The 20,291-nt window shown below is 61.4% G+C and carries 26 protein-coding genes; 6 read left to right on the top strand and 20 right to left on the bottom strand.

Translation table 11 applies throughout. From position 1 onward, the window contains the following. The 3 genes from AXA68_RS15085 to AXA68_RS17180 all read right to left on the bottom strand — a co-directional run bounded on the left by AXA68_RS15085 (position 1) and on the right by AXA68_RS17180 (position 1,570). A complete protein-coding gene (locus AXA68_RS15085; protein ID WP_066418935.1) occupies positions 1-534 on the bottom strand; it encodes a hypothetical protein in 534 nt (177 codons plus the stop codon). A gap of 36 nt (positions 535-570) precedes the next feature. After that, positions 571-978, bottom strand: a complete 408-nt coding sequence (locus AXA68_RS15080) for a hypothetical protein (RefSeq protein ID WP_066418932.1) — start codon at positions 976-978, stop codon at positions 571-573. Between the two features lie 127 nt (positions 979-1,105). Continuing rightward, a complete protein-coding gene (locus AXA68_RS17180) occupies positions 1,106-1,570 on the bottom strand; it encodes a hypothetical protein (protein ID WP_198530090.1) in 465 nt (154 codons plus the stop codon). Positions 1,571-1,707: 137 nt separating this feature from the next. On the opposite strand from AXA68_RS17180, the gene AXA68_RS16910 reads away from it, so the two are divergent. Next, positions 1,708-3,003: a hypothetical protein gene (locus AXA68_RS16910; RefSeq protein WP_157884871.1), complete on the top strand. Its 1,296-nt coding sequence runs from the start codon at positions 1,708-1,710 to the stop codon at positions 3,001-3,003. Here the strand turns inward: AXA68_RS16910 and AXA68_RS15065 are convergent, their stop codons facing one another. The 16 genes from AXA68_RS15065 to AXA68_RS15000 form a co-directional block, all read right to left on the bottom strand. Then, a complete protein-coding gene (locus AXA68_RS15065; protein WP_157884870.1) occupies positions 3,004-3,315 on the bottom strand; it encodes a hypothetical protein in 312 nt (103 codons plus the stop codon). Between the two features lie 41 nt (positions 3,316-3,356). Continuing rightward, positions 3,357-3,704: a hypothetical protein gene (locus tag AXA68_RS15060; protein ID WP_066418927.1), complete on the bottom strand. Its 348-nt coding sequence runs from the start codon at positions 3,702-3,704 to the stop codon at positions 3,357-3,359. Then, complete coding sequence (locus AXA68_RS15055; RefSeq protein WP_066418926.1) at positions 3,701-4,318, bottom strand: HNH endonuclease; 618 nt, start codon at positions 4,316-4,318, stop codon at positions 3,701-3,703. Before AXA68_RS15055 ends, AXA68_RS15060 begins: the two co-directional genes overlap by 4 nt. Further along, on the bottom strand, positions 4,315-4,962 hold the full coding sequence (locus tag AXA68_RS15050; RefSeq protein WP_066418923.1) for a hypothetical protein: 648 nt from the start codon (positions 4,960-4,962) through the stop codon (positions 4,315-4,317). Before AXA68_RS15050 ends, AXA68_RS15055 begins: the two co-directional genes overlap by 4 nt. Before the next feature lie 343 nt (positions 4,963-5,305). Then, positions 5,306-5,782: a hypothetical protein gene (locus tag AXA68_RS15045; RefSeq protein WP_066418920.1), complete on the bottom strand. Its 477-nt coding sequence runs from the start codon at positions 5,780-5,782 to the stop codon at positions 5,306-5,308. Beyond that, complete coding sequence (locus AXA68_RS16905; RefSeq protein ID WP_157884869.1) at positions 5,779-5,997, bottom strand: hypothetical protein; 219 nt, start codon at positions 5,995-5,997, stop codon at positions 5,779-5,781. Before AXA68_RS16905 ends, AXA68_RS15045 begins: the two co-directional genes overlap by 4 nt. Continuing rightward, positions 5,994-6,605 carry a hypothetical protein gene (locus AXA68_RS15040; RefSeq protein ID WP_066418918.1) on the bottom strand — a complete coding sequence of 204 codons (612 nt, stop codon included), beginning with the start codon at positions 6,603-6,605 and terminating at the stop codon, positions 5,994-5,996. The genes AXA68_RS16905 and AXA68_RS15040 overlap by 4 nt, the downstream gene beginning before the upstream one ends. Beyond that, a complete protein-coding gene (locus tag AXA68_RS15035) occupies positions 6,602-6,931 on the bottom strand; it encodes a hypothetical protein (RefSeq protein ID WP_066418915.1) in 330 nt (109 codons plus the stop codon). Before AXA68_RS15035 ends, AXA68_RS15040 begins: the two co-directional genes overlap by 4 nt. A 136-nt stretch (positions 6,932-7,067) precedes the next feature. Next, on the bottom strand, positions 7,068-8,096 hold the full coding sequence (locus tag AXA68_RS16900) for a DUF7504 family protein (protein WP_157884868.1): 1,029 nt from the start codon (positions 8,094-8,096) through the stop codon (positions 7,068-7,070). 154 nt (positions 8,097-8,250) lie between these two features. Then, positions 8,251-8,736 carry a hypothetical protein gene (locus AXA68_RS15030; RefSeq protein WP_066418912.1) on the bottom strand — a complete coding sequence of 162 codons (486 nt, stop codon included), beginning with the start codon at positions 8,734-8,736 and terminating at the stop codon, positions 8,251-8,253. 48 nt (positions 8,737-8,784) lie between these two features. Next, positions 8,785-9,207, bottom strand: a complete 423-nt coding sequence (locus tag AXA68_RS15025) for a hypothetical protein (RefSeq protein WP_066418909.1) — start codon at positions 9,205-9,207, stop codon at positions 8,785-8,787. After that, positions 9,204-10,217: a ParA family protein gene (locus tag AXA68_RS15020; RefSeq protein WP_066418907.1), complete on the bottom strand. Its 1,014-nt coding sequence runs from the start codon at positions 10,215-10,217 to the stop codon at positions 9,204-9,206. The genes AXA68_RS15025 and AXA68_RS15020 overlap by 4 nt, the downstream gene beginning before the upstream one ends. A gap of 394 nt (positions 10,218-10,611) precedes the next feature. Further along, positions 10,612-13,677, bottom strand: a complete 3,066-nt coding sequence (locus AXA68_RS15015; protein WP_066418905.1) for a hypothetical protein — start codon at positions 13,675-13,677, stop codon at positions 10,612-10,614. A gap of 215 nt (positions 13,678-13,892) precedes the next feature. Beyond that, positions 13,893-14,852 (bottom strand): HNH endonuclease, encoded by a 960-nt coding sequence (locus tag AXA68_RS16895; protein WP_157884867.1) that lies wholly within the window; start codon positions 14,850-14,852, stop codon positions 13,893-13,895. Between the two features lie 266 nt (positions 14,853-15,118). After that, a complete protein-coding gene (locus tag AXA68_RS15005; RefSeq protein ID WP_066418900.1) occupies positions 15,119-15,577 on the bottom strand; it encodes a hypothetical protein in 459 nt (152 codons plus the stop codon). A gap of 137 nt (positions 15,578-15,714) precedes the next feature. After that, positions 15,715-16,359 carry a hypothetical protein gene (locus tag AXA68_RS15000; protein WP_066418899.1) on the bottom strand — a complete coding sequence of 215 codons (645 nt, stop codon included), beginning with the start codon at positions 16,357-16,359 and terminating at the stop codon, positions 15,715-15,717. A 187-nt stretch (positions 16,360-16,546) separates the two neighbouring features. On the opposite strand from AXA68_RS15000, the gene AXA68_RS14995 reads away from it, so the two are divergent. After that, positions 16,547-16,954 (top strand): type IV pilin, encoded by a 408-nt coding sequence (locus AXA68_RS14995; protein ID WP_080505321.1) that lies wholly within the window; start codon positions 16,547-16,549, stop codon positions 16,952-16,954. Between the two features lie 60 nt (positions 16,955-17,014). Here the strand turns inward: AXA68_RS14995 and AXA68_RS16205 are convergent, their stop codons facing one another. Continuing rightward, the gene (locus AXA68_RS16205; RefSeq protein WP_080505320.1) at positions 17,015-17,491 is read right to left on the bottom strand and encodes a type IV pilin; all 477 of its coding nucleotides are present in this window, start codon (positions 17,489-17,491) and stop codon (positions 17,015-17,017) included. A 253-nt stretch (positions 17,492-17,744) separates the two neighbouring features. On the opposite strand from AXA68_RS16205, the gene AXA68_RS14985 reads away from it, so the two are divergent. From AXA68_RS14985 to AXA68_RS14975, 4 genes are all read left to right on the top strand, one after another. Next, a complete protein-coding gene (locus AXA68_RS14985) occupies positions 17,745-18,518 on the top strand; it encodes a hypothetical protein (protein WP_066418893.1) in 774 nt (257 codons plus the stop codon). A gap of 121 nt (positions 18,519-18,639) precedes the next feature. Continuing rightward, complete coding sequence (locus tag AXA68_RS14980) at positions 18,640-19,365, top strand: hypothetical protein (RefSeq protein WP_066418890.1); 726 nt, start codon at positions 18,640-18,642, stop codon at positions 19,363-19,365. After that, positions 19,362-19,520, top strand: a complete 159-nt coding sequence (locus AXA68_RS16890) for a hypothetical protein (RefSeq protein ID WP_157884866.1) — start codon at positions 19,362-19,364, stop codon at positions 19,518-19,520. Before AXA68_RS14980 ends, AXA68_RS16890 begins: the two co-directional genes overlap by 4 nt. Before the next feature lie 165 nt (positions 19,521-19,685). Then, positions 19,686-20,270, top strand: a complete 585-nt coding sequence (locus AXA68_RS14975; protein WP_066418889.1) for a hypothetical protein — start codon at positions 19,686-19,688, stop codon at positions 20,268-20,270. Positions 20,271-20,291: the final 21 nt, after the last annotated feature.

Below are 20,291 nucleotides of genomic sequence, written 5' to 3'. Positions count from 1 at the left end.
TCATATCCACCCGATGCTGTAGAAGTAGGAGGCTGCGCTGAACAAAACGATGCCGACCGTAAGTATCGCTGCCGCATACTGTGCCCGTCGCGGTCGGAGGTAGTTCAGCTTGTAATATTCCCGATCGTACACCATGAAGGTGTAGAGACGTTTCATCCGATTATTGTTCTTTCTTGTTGAGTATTGATCATCGTCCTCAGACGCAGACATAGTATGAACCCCGATAGCTGCGTTTCCCTGGTGGGAGAGCATGTCCAGTTCAAAATCGAATGAATCGGTCTCTTTCGGTCCGAGCGTACAGCTGATCTGTTCACCCGACTCGTGAGCACTATCCGATTCATCGAAAATCAACCGCGCCCAATTATCTAGTTCTACTCGCTTTTCGGTTAGATTCTCGACAGTCACGGTGAACACGGGGGACTGGTCGGTAAAGTAGACGGAACGACCAGATTCAAGATCGCCCTCAACGCTGAATCGAAGTACGTCTGTGCCGTTGAGGGCCTCGACAACGACATACGACCGTTGGGCGGGCATACGCCCACCACTCGAAGGATCGCCTTTAACCTCCCGTCAGAACTCGCCGTCGCGACTGTACGCGCACATCTGTGCGACGGCCGTCGTCACGCACCGGTCGAGGGAGTGGACGTACCGCTTCGTCGAGACGATCGCCCGCTGGGGGACCACCCGCTCCGCGCCAGTCGAAGTGTGGACATCGAACCCGTTTTTCACCGAGCCCTCGCTGATCCGGACCCACGCGCCGTCGGGGTGCTCGAACGTGATCGCCGAGCCGCCCTCGGCGAACGCGGCCGCCCACGCGTGAAGGTCGTCCCACTCGTGGATCGTCTCGGCGGCATCGAATATCTCGGCCGCGTCGTCGAGCTTCTCCGTGACACGCTCTTCGACCGCGCTCCAGCCGGCCTCGTTGCTGAGGCGGTCGGTGGTCTGTACTACGCCTGCGTTTCCGAAGGTTTCGTTCATCGGTGGTCACCTGCGCGCCCGAGTTTCCCCGAGCACACCCCGATCGAATCCCCGCCCCTACTTAGATTTTACTATGCTGAATAAGATTATCAAAGAATGAAAGATGGGTTACCGGGAGAGGTCGCGCCTACATATCGTCGAGAGCCTCCAGCAGCTTCCGGTCGTTCTCCTTGTTCGTTCCCATCAGTGCTGACGCGATCTTGCCCTGGCCGCCGCGTTCGGCCGCACCGAGGTACAGCGCGTAGTTGTCGGTCAACTCGCCGGTCTCGCGATCCTCGACCTGTTGGACCTTGAGATCGAGCCGGGTCGCGGAACTCTCCCACACGAGGAGCGGCTTGAGCAGGCCGGCGACGGCGGAAATGAACGTCGAGTCACCCGTCACGCGGACCTGTGAGACTGGCGTCGCGAACGTCGACCCTGAGAACTCGTCGGGCTTGTGCGTCACCGCGCTGATCAGCTCGTCGTCCGAGGGCGTATCGAGGCCTTTCAGCCACGCCATCGCGTCGTTCTTGCGGACGGAGCCACTCTGCGTCGTCGGCTTGCGTTCGAGTTCCTGTGCTGCGTCGGCAACGTCGAAATCGGTGTCATCCATCTGTGGTCACCTTGCGCGTCCGGGTTTCCCCGGGCACACTTCGACCAACGGACCGACCCCACTTAGTAATTACTATGTAAAGTTAGATTATTTGGAGTGGGAATCATTCTTTGTGATGGACTAATCAGTAGTAGGACATGAGCCAGCACGTTGAGAAGATTCGTGACTTACTCAACCACGAACACTTTGACAATGTCAGTGAATTTTCTGAGATAGCAGCTGAAGAAAACTACACCACAGAACATGGGGGGATCACACTAAATGAGGCAATTGCAGACTTTGAGCATATCTCTGAGTTGCTTGAGATTGCTATTGAAAATGATATTATTAGCGTCTTCGGGAGAGGACAGCAAAGTAACATCAAAGACCGATTAAACAGTGTTCGTCAGGAAGCTGGCAACATTGTAAACAAAAACGATGGGCGGAGAAACAACCCTGGTAAGGACTTCATCAATCGTGTCGACAAACTCCAAACTTACGTCATTGGGGACCTAAGTCTAGATTTACGGGTCGGAGAACATCTCGATTTCTCCGAGCAATTACATAAACTCGAACAAACCCGTGAGGAGCACCAGAAGGCAATCCAAAATCTCGGGGAAGCCGAAGAGACGCACGAGAAGATAAATTCTATCCACGACGACATATCTGAACAGCAAGATGAGATCGATCGGATTGTTTCTTCGGCAAAGGAGTCTCAAGGAAGCTTAGAGGAAATCGAAAACAAGGCTTCGAACACGTCTCAGGACATTAAGAAGGAAGCAGATACAATCAACGATCGTTACGAGAAAGTTCTCAAAAAGACAGAGCAGATGAACGACTACGAAGATCGGCTCGATTCAAATCTCTCTGAGATAGAAGACAGATCTGAGCAATTAAGCCAGCAGAAAAGCAGCCTCGATGATATTGAAGATCGAATTGATACACTACTTAGCGGTGCGATTGCAGCGTCTCTTGATAGAAACTTCACTGAGCGAAAAGAAGAACTAGAAAATTCGGCGACACGATGGGCCAGACTCACCTTTGGTGCGATAATCGCCCTTATTGCGGGAGCTATCGTGATATTTTGGAGCCTTCTAGAATCTACCAGTCTTGGTATTGGTACCGTTTCGCGTGTGACGCTCTTGATTCCACTCCTAGTCGGTGTGTGGTTCACATCTAAGAACTACTCTCGCAAGCGACGCCTCATGGAGGAGTACGCCTTCAAATCGACGATGGCACAGACACTTGAACCCTCTCGAAAGGTCTTAGAGTCTCAGCAGTCGCTCGATGAGACCGATGCCCAGCTCGCCGAGTTCATGCTCGTCTCGATGGGGCAGATGTTCACCAACCCGTCTGATATCGTTGAGAATGGTAGCACGACCACAAACGACGAGGATGCGACGAACATCGAGACCGTGATGGACCTCGCAAAGCGGATCGCGAAAAGCGAGTAACTACGCGCTGTCGAGAACGTCGACCGAGAAATAGATCCGGCGGTCCCGCTTCGAGACCTCCTCGACGTTACAGGCGATCAGCGTGTGGCCGCGGCGGAACACCCAGTGTCCGGCCTCATCCTCGACGTACACCCGCCCGTCGGACCGCTCTTGCGCGTCCTCGAACCACTCGATGAACGTGTCGAGCTTGCGCTCGAACGCGAGCCGGTCGCCGTCGTCGCGCAGGTCATACGCGAGCTCGTTCTCGTAGCGGTGGCCGTCACACCGGAACACGCGCCGCGTCACTGCCGGCTCCGTCTCGTCGAAACGCACGGCCCGTGGCGGAGCCTCGAACCGCTCTTGTCGCGTCTCGGTCACTCCCATAGGTCATCGACTCTCCAGTAGAGTACGTCCGCGAGCGTGTCGCCCGTCACGCGCCGGTCGGGGTAGTACTCGCGCATCTCGGCCACCAAGTCGGCCGGCTGAGCGTACCGCTGGTGGCCGGCCACGTCGGTCCGGGCGAGTCGTGCCAGCCGCTCGTAGCCTCGGTCGTCAATGATCGCGGTCGCGAACCGCTCGCCCTCGGTATCGACGAACTGGACGCGCCGGCCGAGTTGGATCCGTGAGTCGAGATCGAGGCGGATCGTCGCCGTCTTCTGCCCCTTCACGATGGGCGCGACGTGCCGATCGGCGAACGCGAGGGTCGGGATCGACGGGCTCATCGGTCACCTCCAGCGTCGACGTCGCCGCCGTCGGTCGCGGCGTCCATGTACGCGTCGAGGCCGACCTCCGGGCGGTCTTCGATCGACGGCTCGCCCGTCCGGTTCTCCGCGGCGGTCTTCTCGCGGTGACAGTACTTACAGAGCGTCTGGAGGTTCGTCTCAGCGAACGGGTGGCCCCCGTCGGCGACGCGCTCGATGTGATCCGCGTGGAACCCCCCGTCGGTCGGCGAGCCCACGCCGTACCGCTCCTGAATCTCGCCCCGGACGCGTCGCCAGCGGTCGTACGACGCCGCGGGGTGGTCGCTCTTTTTCGGGTGGGCCGGCGCGCTTAACTCGTCGATCCGCTCACGGACCTGCCAGTACGCCCGCCACCAACGATCCTTCGAGAGCCCGCACTCTTGGCAGGTGTAGTCGTCGCGCTCGAAGACGGCTTCGCGGACGCAGTCCCACACGAACATCCGCTGGACGGCCTTCGCGATCCGCTTACAGCGGGGCGAGCAGTAGTTCCGCCGGCCGTCCTCGACGTGCTCGTTACAGACACGACACGAGTGGGCGTCGGCCATCGGAAACAGGGTGTCCATCCCTTTCTGGCGGTCCTTTGGGCGATTGCTCATCGGTCACCTCCGTCGCCTTGGTCCTCGACGATCCCACCGGCGTTCCACGGGCGGACCACGAGGTCGCCCTCCCGTCTCCAGTACCGCGCCAGCGACGCGGGAACCTCGCCGAATACGGAGACAGCCGTGTTGAACGAGACGCCACTCGCGAGCTCATTCTGTTCGGGATCGATGTAGTTCTGTCTCGGGCCGGTGAAGTACGTCATCGACGCGAACGACGCGATCCAGCGGTGATACCACGCGAGCGTCCCGGTGTTCGCGGCCGTGACGAAGAACACGCGGTCGGCGTCGCCGGCCATCCACGCGCCGACGGCCATCGCCAGCCACTCGTCGACATCTGAGAACGGCGGGTTCACGAACACGTCACCCATCCACCTCACGGAGAGGCCGTCCTCCCACGGCATGACGTTCCGATCCGCGATCTTGGTCGGCGGGAGGTCCTCCGCAGGTTCGGCGTCGCCCGGTAGTTCCAGCCGGTCACCGGACGGGCCGGCACACGGGTCGAGGTCGATCCCGCCGACGGCCTCGGCGATCGGCTCGTAGAGCGCGGGCGGCGTCCGCCACGAGTCCTTCTTCTTGTTGGCGACGAACGCCATGCTCGTCCCGTCGACGGTCGTCGGCGCGGCGGTGTCGTCAGTGCTCATTGGGTTTCCTCCGTCGGGTCGAAACAGGCTCGACACACGCCGGCCGAAAGGAGCCGATCTACGGCTCCACACCCCGGACAAATTCGGTACTCGGTCGGGTTCTCCCGGCTGGGGTACCCCGGATGCTCGGGATGCTCCGGGTGGCCGCGACAGACGGGCCGGAGTCCGCGCTTCCCGGTCCACGGGATTTCAACGAGCACACGGGGTGTGTCCGGGACGCCGCACAACTCACAACCGGGCTCGTCCAGGTGGACGCGTACGTCCTCGGCCCCGCGCTCGGCGCTCGGATGTTCGACACGGACGCGTGGGAGCGGACGAGACGGTGTCGCGGTGTCATCGACGCTCATAGTTCTCCCTCGCGACGTTGCGCGGCGGCGTCGGCGAGCCGGTCGGTCTTCCGGTGGGCGACCTCGCTTACGGTCTTCGTGTACGACTTACAGCTGTTCCGCCACGTCCGCTCGTCCCACACGAACCAACCACCACGGTTCTCACACTGGACGAGTCGTGTCCCGAAGCAGCCCTTCGGCAGCGACTCGACCGCCGGCTCGTAGACGAACCCCCGGTAGTAAGTCGCGGACTCGCCGATCCGCTCCGGACCGTGGTGACGGCCGAGCACGATGTACTCAGTCACTCGCGTAAGGAGACAGAAACACCCCTTCCGGTCCCACGTCGACTCGATGACGAAGTCGAGGACGCGACCGTCACGATCGCGTTCGACACGCCACCCGGCGAGCGGGCCGTCGGCGTCCCAGTTCCCCGTGTCGAGGCCCGTCGACGGCGGGCTCAAGAGCGGGTTGTGGTCGTCGTCGCCGACGCTCATTCGGACCAGCCCTCCGTCGGATCCCAGTCGTGTTCCTGCTCGCCGTGTTCTGCGAGATCCTCGAATATCTCTCCGAAGGAATCACCTTCTGCTACGTAGTCACAGAAGCGGCATTGACCCTCTCCAGAGTTGGCGACCGTTTCGAGCGTCCCGCTGATTTCTGCCTCGCCTGCCGTAGGTACATGATCTGCTTTCCCGCCGTGATCGTCGCTCATTTCGTCCACCGTCCGAGACTCGCCGAGTGTTCGCCCCGCCCCGTGAACCGCTCGAACGGCGTCTCTTCAACCGGCCGGATGATGACCGAGCCGCTATCGTCCGGCAGGTCGCGATAGCTCCGGATCGCCTCGAACAACGCCTCACGGTCGAAGCCCTCCAGCCGGACGATCTTCTCCTCGATGACGGGCGTCCCCTCACCATTCTCGCCGCCGTCGATCATCGTCGGGCCGACGGCCGTGAGTTCGCCGTCGCCATCGACGCGGACGAACGGCCGCCCGCCCATGAACAGCGGCATGAGGTCGGCGACAAGCTCGCCATCGGACGCCCGGAGTACGTCCCACACGCGTTGCGGGTCGTCGATCGACCAGTGTGTGCCGGTCGTCCGGCCGTGGTGTTCTTGCCAGCAGTCCCGACAGAAGGGTCGCATGGCCGGGGGGCGCTCGAAGCCCGACCGATCGGGGTTCCACTCGCCGAACACGAGGAGGTACGCGTGGCCGTCTCGCTCGTCGCCGCACCGCTGGCATTCGTCGAGGTCGGGGATGTCCGGAACGCCGGCGTCGCGCTCGATACTGCCGTCCGAGTCGTCGCGGTCCGAGTCGGTGCTCATTCGTTCACCTCGGCCCCGCAGCCGGGACAGAAGCGATACGTGCTCATGGCCGTCGACGGGCACTGGAGTTCGCCCTCGACGGGACCGGACTCGTGGCCGATCGTGTCGGCGTCGGCCCCGCAGTACGGGCAGAACGCGAACAGCGATCGCGCTCCAGGGTGTGGGCCGTACACCGTGTCGTGGTCGGGACACTCGACGCGGGTGTTCTCGCCGACGCCGCGGACGACGTGCGTGTCGCCGGCGGAGAGGGCGTCAGTCTCACCGGAAGCCCGGTGTCCTGAGTCGGCTGACTGTTCGGCTGTCGAGGGTGCGTGTCGGTCGCTCATAGGGGGTTGTGCCGGTCGTGCCGGTCCGTAGTGTAGACGCGTCAGTATGGCGTAAATAGGCCCGGGACGACAACCGAAGAGGCACGTGCTGGACTCGTTGATTCTCTTCTTCTGTCGGTAATTTCGAAAGCGTTACTCAGCCCAATTCGATCGTTTCGATATATTGAAGGAAGGATTCCAATCCTTGATTCTGTGTATAATGGACCGTCTCGGAATTGGCGTCATACTTGGCGATTCCAGCTTCTTGTAACGACGGGAGATGACAATCGAGAAGCTCGTTCCGGATATCCTCTGGTGATGATGAATCGCGGATCGGCAGTGACCGGTCAATGTCATGGATCTCCTCAGCTAGGCGGTCAAGTGGGATCACTTGATCTGGTTGGTTCTTTAGATGATACAACAACGTACGCCGACGCGGAGGCGATAACAGATCCAGCAGCGTCTCGAACGAATACCGCATCGGTACCGTTTCAGGGTGGTCAGGATCTATCTTTGACACCCCACCAGGTGGTGTTACCGTCGAACGGAATGACGGTTTCGTCGTCATGGTTACACTTTCAGTCGGGATCCAGCCATCCTCTGGCGTGTACTCGATCACCGCATCGTATAATGGACGAAGCATTGCTAACATCTCTTCATCGTGCTTGTCCGGATCGATGTGGTGGTGAGCAGTCACACTGAAACGTTCACAAAGGTCGTTGAGGGCAGAGATCAGATCGACTACTCGCTCGGCGTCATAGGTGGCGAGTAGTGCCGTTACAGAGTGAAGACACAAACTAGTCGTTTCGTCGGTGGATTGCCACTCCCCGAGTTGGCTGGCAATCGAGATACTGAGATCGAAGAGATCCGCCTCTCTCGGAAGCCCCCGTACGGAAATCGTTCCGGCTTCAGAGGTTGGAAGGTTTGCTTTCGTCATCTCTCTTCTGCCATCGATGATTGTCGCTCGTGTTGGGAGTTCGTTCCCTGCTTCGCGTTGCCATACCGACAGCCGCTCAGAGGGGGATGCTGAGAGTGTTACGCTCAGTACGTTGGTCTCACTAGGTTGATCCTGAGTCAACAGATCGATACAGGCTTTGTCGTCAGGAGATTGGTGTGACGGAGCAAGTAAAAGAATAGACGACGACCTGCTAAAGTAATTACTGAGTGTATGATCCGAATTTCCCACTACCCCTTTTCAGTAACTGATTGACATAACTTTGTTGTTTATCTAACACTTTGACACCCATGCTCAATCATATTCGAAAATGTACGATATTCATCGGAAAAGGGATTCCCAGTGGTGTAGTTACTATATGATAGTAACAGATAGGACGTGTGAGCTACTCGTCATTGGGGAGTGCGTTGTAGACTGCTTGAACCTGCTCCGCGATCGTGTCGGCGGTATCTAAAGCACGCTTTGCTCGCCGTTTCTCTCGTTCCTTCTTCCGGCGAGCGTTTCGAACCTGCTTCGCTGGAGACGGTGTTCCGAGCGTTCCACGAGAGACAGCAGCGCCGGACGTGGGTGCTTCGGCAAACTCGTCGAGGAGCGTTTCAAGCTCCATGACGACGGCGATCGGCACTTCACCGATTGTGTCCTGTTCCCGGAGGGTTCGAAAGCGATCTTCCATCGTTTCGATCAGCTCGTTGAATCTCTGCCGGTCACTGCTATCGGTGAAGTCCAACCGGTCGGCACGTTTAATGAGGACTCTTGATTCCTGATTCAGCCGCTTCACCCACGTCTGAAATCCGTCGTCGCGTTCTGCGTCTAATTCTTTGTTGCGAGCTTCCTCGGCCAGTACCGTATCGAGTAGGCTACTGAATGCCATACCGAAATTGGCCCGCTATCGTACAAAAGGCTCCGGGTCGGATCTATCCTATATCGACCGCTTCGCTTGCTCGCCCCGCGCGTCGACCAACCGCTCGTACTCTTCGCTCGTGCCGTCGCGAAGCCCGAGCCGCAAGAGTAGCCGGATCACGTCGGCCTTCTGTGGATCGTCAGGAACGGCCATGTCGAGGTCTTCGGCGAGTGCTGTCACGACTGACTCCATCCGCTCGTCGTTCTCCGAGAGATGGTCGAGATACGCCGCGAACATCGGGTCACGACATCCAAGGGACCGATTCTCTGAGCCCGACACCTTCCCGTCGATGCGCTCGATTAGATCCTCTCGGATCGCGTCGTCGTCGGGGTCGCCGTTCCCGTTCTCGTAGGGACTCGACGCGTTCGGATCGTCGCGATCGCCGAAGGTAGACCCCTCGCGCAGTTCTTCTAGACTCGGCTCACCATCAGAATCCGTCATCGAATCACCTCCCCGCTGGCCGCCTCGGCGTCAACGCCATCGACGCCGTCCTTCCACTCCGGAGTGCCGAGTCGCCGGACCAGTTCGGCGGTGTTCTGCCGGTACTGGTCGCGCGCCTCTTCGGCGCTCGCGAGGTCGGAATCGTGTGCGAATAGCGTCTCGCGCTCCAGTTGCGCGTTGATCACGGCCTGTGAATCCCGGACGGGGACGGGCGAGAGTTCGACGGGGAACGCCTCGCGGAACTGATCGAGGAAGTACCGCCCGGCCTTCGTTTGCGAGCTCACCTGCGAGAGTACGACCATCGTCAACTCCAGATCCGAGAGGAAGTCGTGGCGCTCGCGTTTCTCGTTGATTTCCGCCCGGATCTTCGCAGCCTGCTTCGTATCGAGCGGGCTCGGTCGGACGGGCGTGAACACGTGTTTCGTCGCCCACAACGCGTTCGCCGCGACGTTCGAGGTGCTTCCGGGTACGTCGATCAACACGAGGTCGTACTGGTCGTCGACGTACTGGCTCAGGAAGTCGTCGAGGAACGAGTACCGCTGTGCCGGGTCGTCGATGTCGCTCAACGACTTGTCGACGCCGTCCAGTTCCTCGCTCGCGGGGATCAGGTCCGGCCCTTCGCCCGTGGAGACTGCCAAGTCCGCGAGCACGCCGTCGTCGGTGTCGCCCTCCGACCGCAGCCGTTCGTCGATCTGGTCGATGTTCGGCGCGAACGCCTGCGCGATCGTCGGCCAACGGGTCGCGTCGTCGAGGTCGTCGCCCTCGATCCCGAAGTGCGTCGCAAGGTCGTTTTGCTTGCCGTCGAGCGCGATCAGAAGGGTATCGAGACCTAATTCTTGGTCGGCCACGACGCCCATGTGCGCGAGACTCGTCGTCTTGCTTGTCCCGCCCTTATCGACGAACGCGACCGCTCGGAGCGTTTCGTCATCGGGGATGTACGCCCCGAGGTCTGTCTCTCGGAGCGCGCCGTAGTCATCCCACGGCAGCCCGCTATCAGTGAAGGCATCCATCGGTATCGATTACGGTATCGATAGCGGTATCGCATAAAGATAGTGGCGGCAACCGCCATCAAGACAGATTCACGAATAGGGTATAGCGACCGCGAGAGCGACGGAGTGCTGTCGCTCACGACTGTTGAAGTGAACCCGCCCTGCTACGGTGTGTCGAAAGAGTTGTGTTTGCGGGTTTGACGCGCAAGGTGACCACAACGGTAGGACACCGGCAGCAGCGGGTTCTATCTCACGGGAGACGCCGCCCGATAAAGAGGATTGTGGTCACAACCGGGCTTGAAAGACGGTAGTGGGGAAAAGCTAGTTAGGTCAGTCCAACTGGTGCTTGTCTACCGCCAGTGAGAGTGTCGTTAGCATACAGCAATAAAGTGTAGCCAATATAAGATATTTGCCGCTACATCGGGAGTGAAATTGGCGAACGAACGGCGGTCCAATGTTGGGCACGGTCGAGGACGCTCGGCTCGTGCCGGATGTCGACCGTCACGGCTCCGTCGGCGTCCGTGTACGTTGAGACGACGGCCTTCCCATCGCCCCGGTCAAGCACTTCGCCGTACTGCGTGTCGCCCCCGCGAGTGATCGGGCCATCGTCCCGCCACAGCAACGCGTCCTCCGCGAGTCCCGTCGTGTGGACGTACACGGACGCGTGCCGGTCGAGGCTGGTCTCGCCGTCCGCCCGGAGGACCTCGACGTCGAGGGTGTCCACGTCGCCGCTCATGGCCGCCTGCGGATGGAGGTGGATAGCCCCCGGCGTGTCGTCGGCGGCCGCACGGGCCTCGATCGACAGCCCGTCGCCGCTAGTCTCGACGGTCGCCCCGGCGAGCCCCGAGGTGATCGCGTACGTCCCGCTCGGCCCCTCGGACATGCGGACGGTCGCGGGTGTCGATCCGCTCGTTGCGCCGGCCTCGACGCGGAGCGTCTCGGTCATCTCGACGCCGGCTTGTTCGTACGTGAGCGCGATCGTGTGGATACCCTGGCCGTCGGTGTGGACGGTCGCCCGGCCGCCGTCGACGGTCGCCGTGACGGGGTCGCCTGCGGCGTTGCGCGCGGCCACGTCCACAACGCGCATCCGTGTGTCGCCGGCGTCGACGGCGAGGGTGACGCGGTCGTCCGGGCCGGGATCGAACGTCGACACCGTGATCGCATCGAGACTCGCTAAATCGCCATCGAGGGCGTCGCTGGCAACGCGATCCCGACTCTCGCCGAGTCGATCCGCGCCGGCGACCTGGACACGCACGTCCGCGACCTGCATTCCCGCGGGGACGGGGTACTCCTCGATCGCGACGGTCGTCGACGAAAGCGGGCCGAACCCGCCCTCCTCGACGGTCACGTACTCGTCGCCGATCCGCTCGGTCGTCCCGTTCGCGTACGTGGCCGTGACGGCGACCGCCTCTGCGGGGATGGGCGCGTCGAACACCGTCTCGTAGGACAAGAGCCCGTCATCGAGATCAGTCTCGGGCGGTTCGGCGTCGATCGTATGCTGGAGGTCGTCGATCGCGGCCTGAATCCCGGCCACCTCCTCCCGGAGCACGTCGTCGTCGACGGCAGTCGGATCCTCGATCCGCTCGCTGAGTCGCTCCCGAACCCGCTCGTCGAGGGCGTCGTTCTGCTCGCGAAGCGCGTCGAGGTCATCGTAGACGGCCGTGAGATTCTCGCGCGTCAGCTCGTTACCGGTGAGATCGTCGACGACCGATGACCTGAGATCCGACAGCCGGGTGTCGAGCGTATCGTTCGCCCATGCGTCGAGTCGATCCTCGAAGGCAACGGGCGACGCGACCGGCGGCGCGTCGAGCCGATGGACCGTGAGGTCGGCTTGGTCGTCGGGTGGCGTCGTCCGGACGGGCGTCGTCGAGAGTGTGAGCGTGCCGGTATACCCGCCGTCGTAGGCGTCGCGTACGTCCGCGAGCGACGCGTTCTCCGGGTTCGTGTCGAGGACAGTCTGTGTGTCGCCGCCGACACCGAACGCCTGGAGGTGGACGGTCTCGACGCTGCTCGGAACGGAGAGCGTGTACGCGCCGGTGGCGTTCGTCTCGGTCGAGAGATCCGTCACGCCCCCGCCGTCCGCCGTCAATGCCCGCACGCGGTCGGCCCGCGCGGTGAGCCGGTCGGCGTCGTCTCGGAGGTCGGCCTCGATCGTGTTCGCGAGTGCGGCGGGGTCACCGACGGCCACGACGACCGCCGTCTCCGGGGCGTCTTCTGGATGGACGCGATAGATCCCCGGCGGGAGGTCGACAACCGCGCCCTCGTGGGTCTTCGTTCCGAGGTTTGCGATCGCCGTCACCTCGACGAGTGACCGGGGGTCGACCGTCCGCATGTGGGTCGTCTCGCCGGTCGGCCCGAGTTGCTCGATGACCACGGGCTCGGCCGTCGTTGCGCCGGGGAGTGAGCTATCCACGCCGTCCTGTGAGAGCACGCCGCCCGTCTCGGTGGCGTCCCACGTCGAGACGACGAGTTGCTCGTCCGCCGGGAGAACCACCGCGGGCGTATCGAGGCTCGGCGTGATCGATGAGGATACCGCACCGGAACCGAGACTGACGCCGCCGAGGTCCCACGCGCTCGCCGGGTGGACGGCGGCATAGGTGCCATCCGCGTTCGCGTACGTCTCCGTGAGGTCAGCATCCGGATCGAAGATGTCCGGAAGGGGGTCCGAAAGCTCATCGAGGAGGGCGTTCGCTTCGGCGTCGAGATCGTCGCCGTCGATCGCGCGTTCGGTGACGCCGATCCCCTGGACCGTCGCGTTCGGAACGGGCTCGCCGTACTGGTCGGTGACGGTCCCCGAGACGGTCGCACTCCCGAACGTCGAGTACGGCTGGAGGTCGATCGAGTCGATATCGAGCGTGGAACTGTCCGTCGAAGCCCGGATCGTGAGCGCGCCCGATTCCGAGACGCTATCAAGCTGGAGATCCGGCTGGTCGGGTTCGGCATCACCGGCGGGCCATGTTTTTACCGCGAGGTCGCCATCGTCGCCGACGAACTGGACCCGCGTCCACTCGCCGGCGGTCGCCGCGCCCTCGGCAGTCGTCTGATTCGTCCCATCAGTGAGATACAACCGATTCGTGAACTCGCCGGTGTCGTACTCGAACCGTACGTCGCCGAACTCGATCTCTCCGCCCTGATCGGTCGTTCGGATGAGCGCCTGAATGGCGAACCCATCGCTGTTGACGGTGGCATCCGGGCGGACGGCCGAGGCGTCACCCGCTGCGAGCGACAGGGATTGCGAGCCCGTGAGTGAGTCGCCGATCACTTCACTCGGCGTGTCACCCGCGGATTGAAGCTCCCACTGGCCGGGATTCGTCGCGCCGACAGCATAGCTCTCGAAGTCATCTGAGATGGTATCGGTGCCGTTCGAGCCGGTCTGTGCGGCCGTCGGAGCGGCCGACAGCGACACGCCGGCGGTTGTCATCGACACGACGAGCAGGACCGCACACGCGACCGAGAGCGTGCGCTCGAACCGGGGAGTCATTCGACCCTCTGCTGGGCGGGTGGGTAAAACGTGAGCGGCGGCTGTCTCTGAGTAAGGGGGTTGTGCGGTGTATACATCAGCGACTGACAGGTCTCGATACGGTGCCATAGTCCTTCCGCCGGTGGGGTGAAAATATATCGGGAAGCGTCGGCGACGTCGATCGACGACGAGCGACCGTTACTATACGATAGTAACTAGAGCCGAGCCGGGCGACATCATCGTTCTACCTCGGGGACGAGTCCTGTGTCGGAAATCCTCTCCCAATGGTGATGGCAGTCGCGACACAGTGTGATCAGGTTTGTTTTAGCGTTCCGATCCTCGGGATCCTCAACGTCCCGCGCTTTCCGTAGGTGGTGGACATGGAGCTTCTTACCGTACTCGTCGAGGTGGTCGGCTTGGGTGACGGAGCAGCGCGGATCTTGGCAGGTGTGATCGTCACGCTCGCGTACCTCGGCGCGCTTCCGGTAGTTCCAGCCGGGACCGTAAGGCGCGGGGCCACCGTTGTAGTGCGGATGTTCCTCGCCAGAGAGTTCGCCAATACCGGGGCGCGCCTCTATGTCGTGTTTGCTTAACCATTTAGACACTGTCCAACTGGAACAATCACGGTCGTCAGCAATCTCGTTGGTACTCTGACCCTCCTCCACGTACTGCTCGCGGAGCCAGTCTGCGTCGATTAAGCGCTGGTCAGGAGTCTGTTGCTCACTCTGTGCCGCCTCTATGTCGTGTTTGCTTAACCATCTGGATACTGTCGAGCTGTCACAACCGCATTCGTTGGCGATATCGTAGATGCTCCGTCGCTCATCCACGCACTGCTCGCGGAGCCATTCAGGATCGGCCAATCGCTGGTCTGTAGTCGTGTTCGTTTCCGTTCGAACCTCGATATTGTGTTTGTTTAACCGTCTGACCACTGTCGGTTTGGAACAACCACAATCTTCGGCAATCTCGGAGGACCTCCGGCGTTCCTCCACATACTGTTTACGCAGCCAATCAGCATCATTCAAGCGCTCATCCGACACTCGCCCCGTTCGAGTCTCTATGTCGTGTTTATTGAGCCATTTGGATACTGTCGATCGAGCACAACCACATTCTTCTGAAATATCGGTTGTACTCCGGTGTTCTTCCACGTACTGCTCGCGGAGCCATTCCTCGTCGCGATATTTCGGCTCGGAGTTCATTCTACCCATTTTCGTTCGCGCAAGGGGCTCTTGTCGGGTTAGACGCGAGGATAACTGAGCTTAACTCCTCCTTGACATCCTGCTCGGCGTCCGTGTCGATCCACTCGCGCCGACTTGTGGCGGTCTGTTGTGTTTTCATTGTGGTCACCTGCGCGCCCGGGTTTCCCCGAGCACGTATTCACCGAGGGCAGGCACCATCATAAGTGTTACTATGTAGAATAAGAGTATCAGAAATACAATTCAAGACGTCGACGGGGTGGCGGCCGTTAGTGGCCGCGGTTCGTCGGCGTCTGGTGGATTGGGCTGTCGCGTTCGGCCACGGGGATGAACGAGTCGAGCCGGGTGCCGGTCTCCGGGTCGCCGTCGATGTACGGGTAGCTGCCGCGGAACGACGCTCCGCGCGAGCTTCCCCAGACGTGTAGCCGGAAGGGCTCGCCGTAGCACTCCTCGGTCGGGCGGACGCCCTCACTCCCGTTCGAGTGCGTCTCGACATCGGCCCGGACCATGCGGGCGAGCACGGTCTTCCCGGAGTCGGACACCTCGACGATCGCCGCGAGGTTCACGTTCGTCTGCCCGTACCCCCACGACGTGTAGATGGCCGCGCCCTCCCACTCGTCGGTCACCGTCCCCGCGTCGGCGTCGAACGCGGCGTCGAGCCGCTCGCGGCGGCTGGTCGGCTGGTTGTCGCTCGATCCGGCGGTCGTGTCGGTATGCTGTGTTCCCATCTGTGGTCACCTTCCGCGTCGGGCTTTCACCCGTCGCGTACTTCCACCAACACGCGCCGCCCCTATAACTGTTACTATGTTGATTAAGATTATAGGGGCTGCGAAAAAATGGCTCGTCGGGAGGGTTGGCTATGCCGTCAATCCCACCACGCCCTCAAGAGTGTGGGAACGCCGGAGACCAGTTCGTCGCGACCCTTCCCGACTGTGATGATCGGGAACGTCTCGGGGCTCGGCACGCCGCCGAGTTCGTTCGGCCGGTGGTCCGTCGCCGGGACGATCTCGTCGGGATCGTCGCGGACGGGTTCGTGCTCAACGATCAGCTCGTCGAACACGTCGAACGCGGCCGGCGCGTCGACCGTCCACACATACATGACAGGCGAGGACTCCCGGCCGACGACGACCCGGACGGGCTCCGGAAGGTCGTCGAGCGCGTTGGCCGTCACGTCGCCGTCGAAGCGATTGTACGAGCCGATCTCTTCGAGACACGGCTTTGCTTCGGCCACGTCCATCCACGTCGTGTGGAACTTGAGCGACCGGCGCGGCTGGCCGTTGATCATCCGGTGGCGCTTTCCGGGGCGGGCGTCGGCGTAAAACTCGCCGTAGGCCTCGGCCGTACACTGCCGGTTACTCCACACGTACTCGTCGGCGTACATGATGCCGTAGTACCCCGCCCGGCGGGCGTTCTTGTGTGCGACGCTGTCGCGATCGTGCGACAGTTCGTAGCGCGGCGGATCCGCGAGGTCTTGTGTCGATTCCTCCGTCGTCGTCGTAGGTTCGTCCATTCGTGGTCACCTTGCGCGTCGGGCTTTCGCCCGTGCGCATCTACACCAAGGAGCGGCCTCTACATAAGTATTACTATGTTAGATAGGATTAGAAAGTTTGTAATCTTATTCTACATAGTAAATTATAAGTACTGGCAGGTGTTTTGTTGAATCGGGTCGGGGAAACCCGGCTCACAGGTGACCACGAATGGTAGCACACATCGACTTCGGTGCCGACGACAGGGGCGTAAGCCCCGTCATCGGCGTGGTATTGATGATCGCGATTACGGTCGCTCTCTCGGCGGCCGCCGGGACGCTTGTCTTACAGCTCACCGACGAGCAAACCGGAGAGTTGTCGGGTGACGCCGACGCCGAGTTCACGGTAACGTTCGGGACCGACAGCGTCGAGGTAACCCACACCGGCGGCGACGCCGTCCCGGCCGAGGAGATTCTTATCGACGGCGACGTCGACGACTCTCAGCGGTGGGGCGAGTACGGGAGTGTGAGTGAAGGTGACTCCGTGACGGTTGACGCGAGCGGGTCGAACCGCACGATCGTCGTCGTTCACACCGGGCCGTACGGTGAGGAGGAGGTGTTCACGCGGGTCGAGGAATAGTCACCTTCCGGGAGCAGAACTAGAACTCCTATAGAATCGGCATAAGGCCGATTTAATTATCTACGGAAGAGCGCTGTATCCTCCGAAGTCATCGATTATGACGGTTCTGTCAGCGTAAATCGAATCCGATGGCGTGTGGATTAGTCGGATATTGTTTGTGGCATTTCCACTAGCATCGAATTCAACAGTTGCTGTCTCACCAACACTAAGTGTACTGGTACCCCCAGTCACATCACTGAGTGTTTGAGTGCCGTCTTCTACAGTTCCGTCGTCTTGACGTACCTGTATGTTGAATTCAGACAATCGAATCTCGTCACCGCCCGTGTGTTCGATGATTATTTCTCCCCCGCTACCGTCTTCAGTTGCGCTAATATCCAACTGCGCAGTCGGTTGGCTGTCACCAAGCTGATCCCCGAGACCGAGCACGAACGTCCCGATGACGGCCGCCAGTATCACGGTTATAGCGACCATCAGTATGACCCCGATCACGGGGCTGACGGCACGGTCAGAGTCCTGAAACGCGTTTTTGATGTTCATGGGTTTCTGTTGTTTACCCAACGCGACAAATGCGAGGATTAACGATGTTCCAAGACGGATTGTCGGGTGCCTTTCGAGGCACGACTTCCCTCCGTCCTGGCGTTCGGGATGACCCCCATCCCGTCGTCACCCTTCGATTTGTCGGTCGGTATGACCATAGATAGCCCCGAGAGAGGTATAAATACGTCGTTCCAAATCTTAATTGTGATATTGACTCCGGAAGATGTAATGTAGATAAGGGCATAGCAAGCGTATGGAACCGACACCGCAATCGCTTGCGCGCACCTATTCTGATCGCGTCTATCCTGACCCGTGGGAGAAGGTCGAAGACTACCAGCGCGTCCAGGGATACACTGCCGAGCACCCGAATGCCGGCCGGACTGCGGTCGGGAACGCGCTCGAACTTCCACCGTCGCGCGTCCGCGGGTGGATGGGCGATGTGAAACCCGACCCCGTCCACGGCGTCCACACGGCGAGTGCGTACGGCTGGCTGGATCCAGAGCCCGGCAGCGACATGGCCGGCGCGCTCGTTGAGTTGCTCGCGCACGTCCTCGCGGGCGGGAGCATCAACGAGACGTTCGTACCGGCAGTCTCACCCGGTCGGCGGGTTGATATTGAGACGATATACGACGCGTTCGAGGCGGTTGGCGTCGACGCACAGACGCGACACGTCGATACTGACGGACGGGCGACAGAGGTGTATCCTACCGCGGACGCATCGGTCCTCGGCCGGTGTCTCGTTGCGATGGGAGCGCCACGAGGCACGAAGACCGAGCTATCGGCCGTTCCGACCGTCGTGTGGGAGAGCCCAGCGCCGATACGCCGTCGATTCGTCGAGATATATGTTGCCCACCGAGGCGCGCACTTTGAGACCAAAGCAACGACGCGAATTACGGAGGAACGGCCCGAGTCATACCTCAAGGACCTCCAGAAACTCATCACAGAAACCGTGGACGGAGAGGTCTCATTCGGAGTGACCGGTCTCACGATCTCAGCGGTGGCCGCTCGCGATCTCGGCGTGTCCTAACGCTCCGGATTCCGTTCGCTCGATCTCTCCTATAATCTTTTTTCGCATAGTAATATTTATGTGGCGTCGGTGTAATGTGAGAAACGTGCTCGGGGAAACTCGGGCGCGCAGGTGACCACACATGGGCGACCATCGACCGACGGCAGGACGTATCGACACGATAGAGCAATCAGCGACCGACAGCAACGCGATCGAACGGCTTCGATCAGTCGAACAGTTCGACCGGATTCGGGTTGTCCCGCTGGACGTGACACTCCGCGTGCTCGACATGGCCGACGCGTTCGGCAGGGAGGGAGTCCGGGCGACGAGCGAGAACGTGGCCTACCTGCTGGCTGCCGAGCCTGCCGAGAATCTTCCGGACATTCGCGTTGATCGGTGGGACGGCACGACGTTCCGCCCAGTTCTCCGCACGAGTCGGGTGACGGTCTCTCCAGAGGGAACGGTGACCATCCCGGCCGGAGTGCGTGTCGATCGCGACCGCCGAACGGGTGGCGGGCAGGCGCGTATCCGGACCGACGGGGGCCACGCGCCGATCGAGACGGTTCGAGACCTCGCAGTCGGTGATCGAGTTCGGGTCCAGGGGGACGCAATTGGGACGATGACGGGGACGGTCGACCGCGTTGACGACACGCCGCCGATCGCGAGCGAGATTTTCGAGGGCGCACGCCACGTCTTCCTCGATGTCGAGGGAGATCGCTACCGGATCCTCTCGTATCAGACGATGACCGGCGACGACGCCGTCCACCTCGCCGAGCCCGATGGCGGGATGGACGGCACCTGGCAACGCTGCGGCTCGTGTACGCGCGTCGACCGGCTCAGCCGGGCGGACGAGCAGGCGTCCCCATGACGGCCGTCGTTTCAGGGGTGACCGCGGTCGCCGAGGTCGTCGAGGTCGGGTACGCGCTATTCCTCGCGACGGCCATCCTCGCGTTCGTCGGGGCGTTCCTGTTGATCATGACCGCGCGACTCGGCGAGCGATTGATCGAGTACCACCTTGCGTGAGCCGTCCGTAATACTCCTTTTTCGCATAGTAAATTATAAGTGAGTGCGTGAGAGAGTGAGTGGTAACGCCGGGAAACCGGTCAAGGTGACCACGATGAGGCACAACCCCCTATGGCAGCCGCAGAATCACAGATCGGAGCTCGACGACTTGCCCGGAGGTGTCGCATGAGCGACGCCCGGTGCTTCGACCAGGACCGGAAGGACGCCGCCGGCGGCGTTGCGAGCGACGTGCGAGCGCGCCTTCGCGAGTGGTACGGCGTCGCGGACGCGTCGCTTGTGTCCGTCGAGACGGCGAAGGGGGGCGCGTACGAGACCGGCGGCGAGTACGACCCGGTGACGTTTCTCGACTACGCCGGCGTCGACTGGCTCGTCGATACGAACAACGCGATCCTTCCCGTCGGCGAGCGCATCCGCCCGAACGTCGCCGGCCGCCGGGATTTCTCCTGGCGCGTCGCGAACGGGTGTACGACACCGTGTGAATCCGACCGCGTCCCCGCGGGCATCGACGAGTCCGGGCTCTTCCCGCGCGATATGGTGTTCGGGCTTCGCGACGAAGCGGACGACCACCTGATCCGGGCATGGCTCATCGACGTGGAGGCCTTCCGGACGGCCGTCGACGACGGTCGGCTCACAGGTGAGCGACACGCTCGCGACGACGGCACCGCTGCCGTGTACTACCCGGTGGCCGACCTCGTGCGCGTCGGGTGTATTCGGGAGTCGTGGGCGGCTCCGGACGTGGGGTGGGAGTGATGCGGCTCTACTACACCGGCG

The organism is Halorubrum aethiopicum, assembly GCF_001542905.1.
GTDB lineage: Archaea > Halobacteriota > Halobacteria > Halobacteriales > Haloferacaceae > Halorubrum > Halorubrum aethiopicum.
This window is presented reverse-complemented; position numbering and strand designations above follow the sequence as displayed.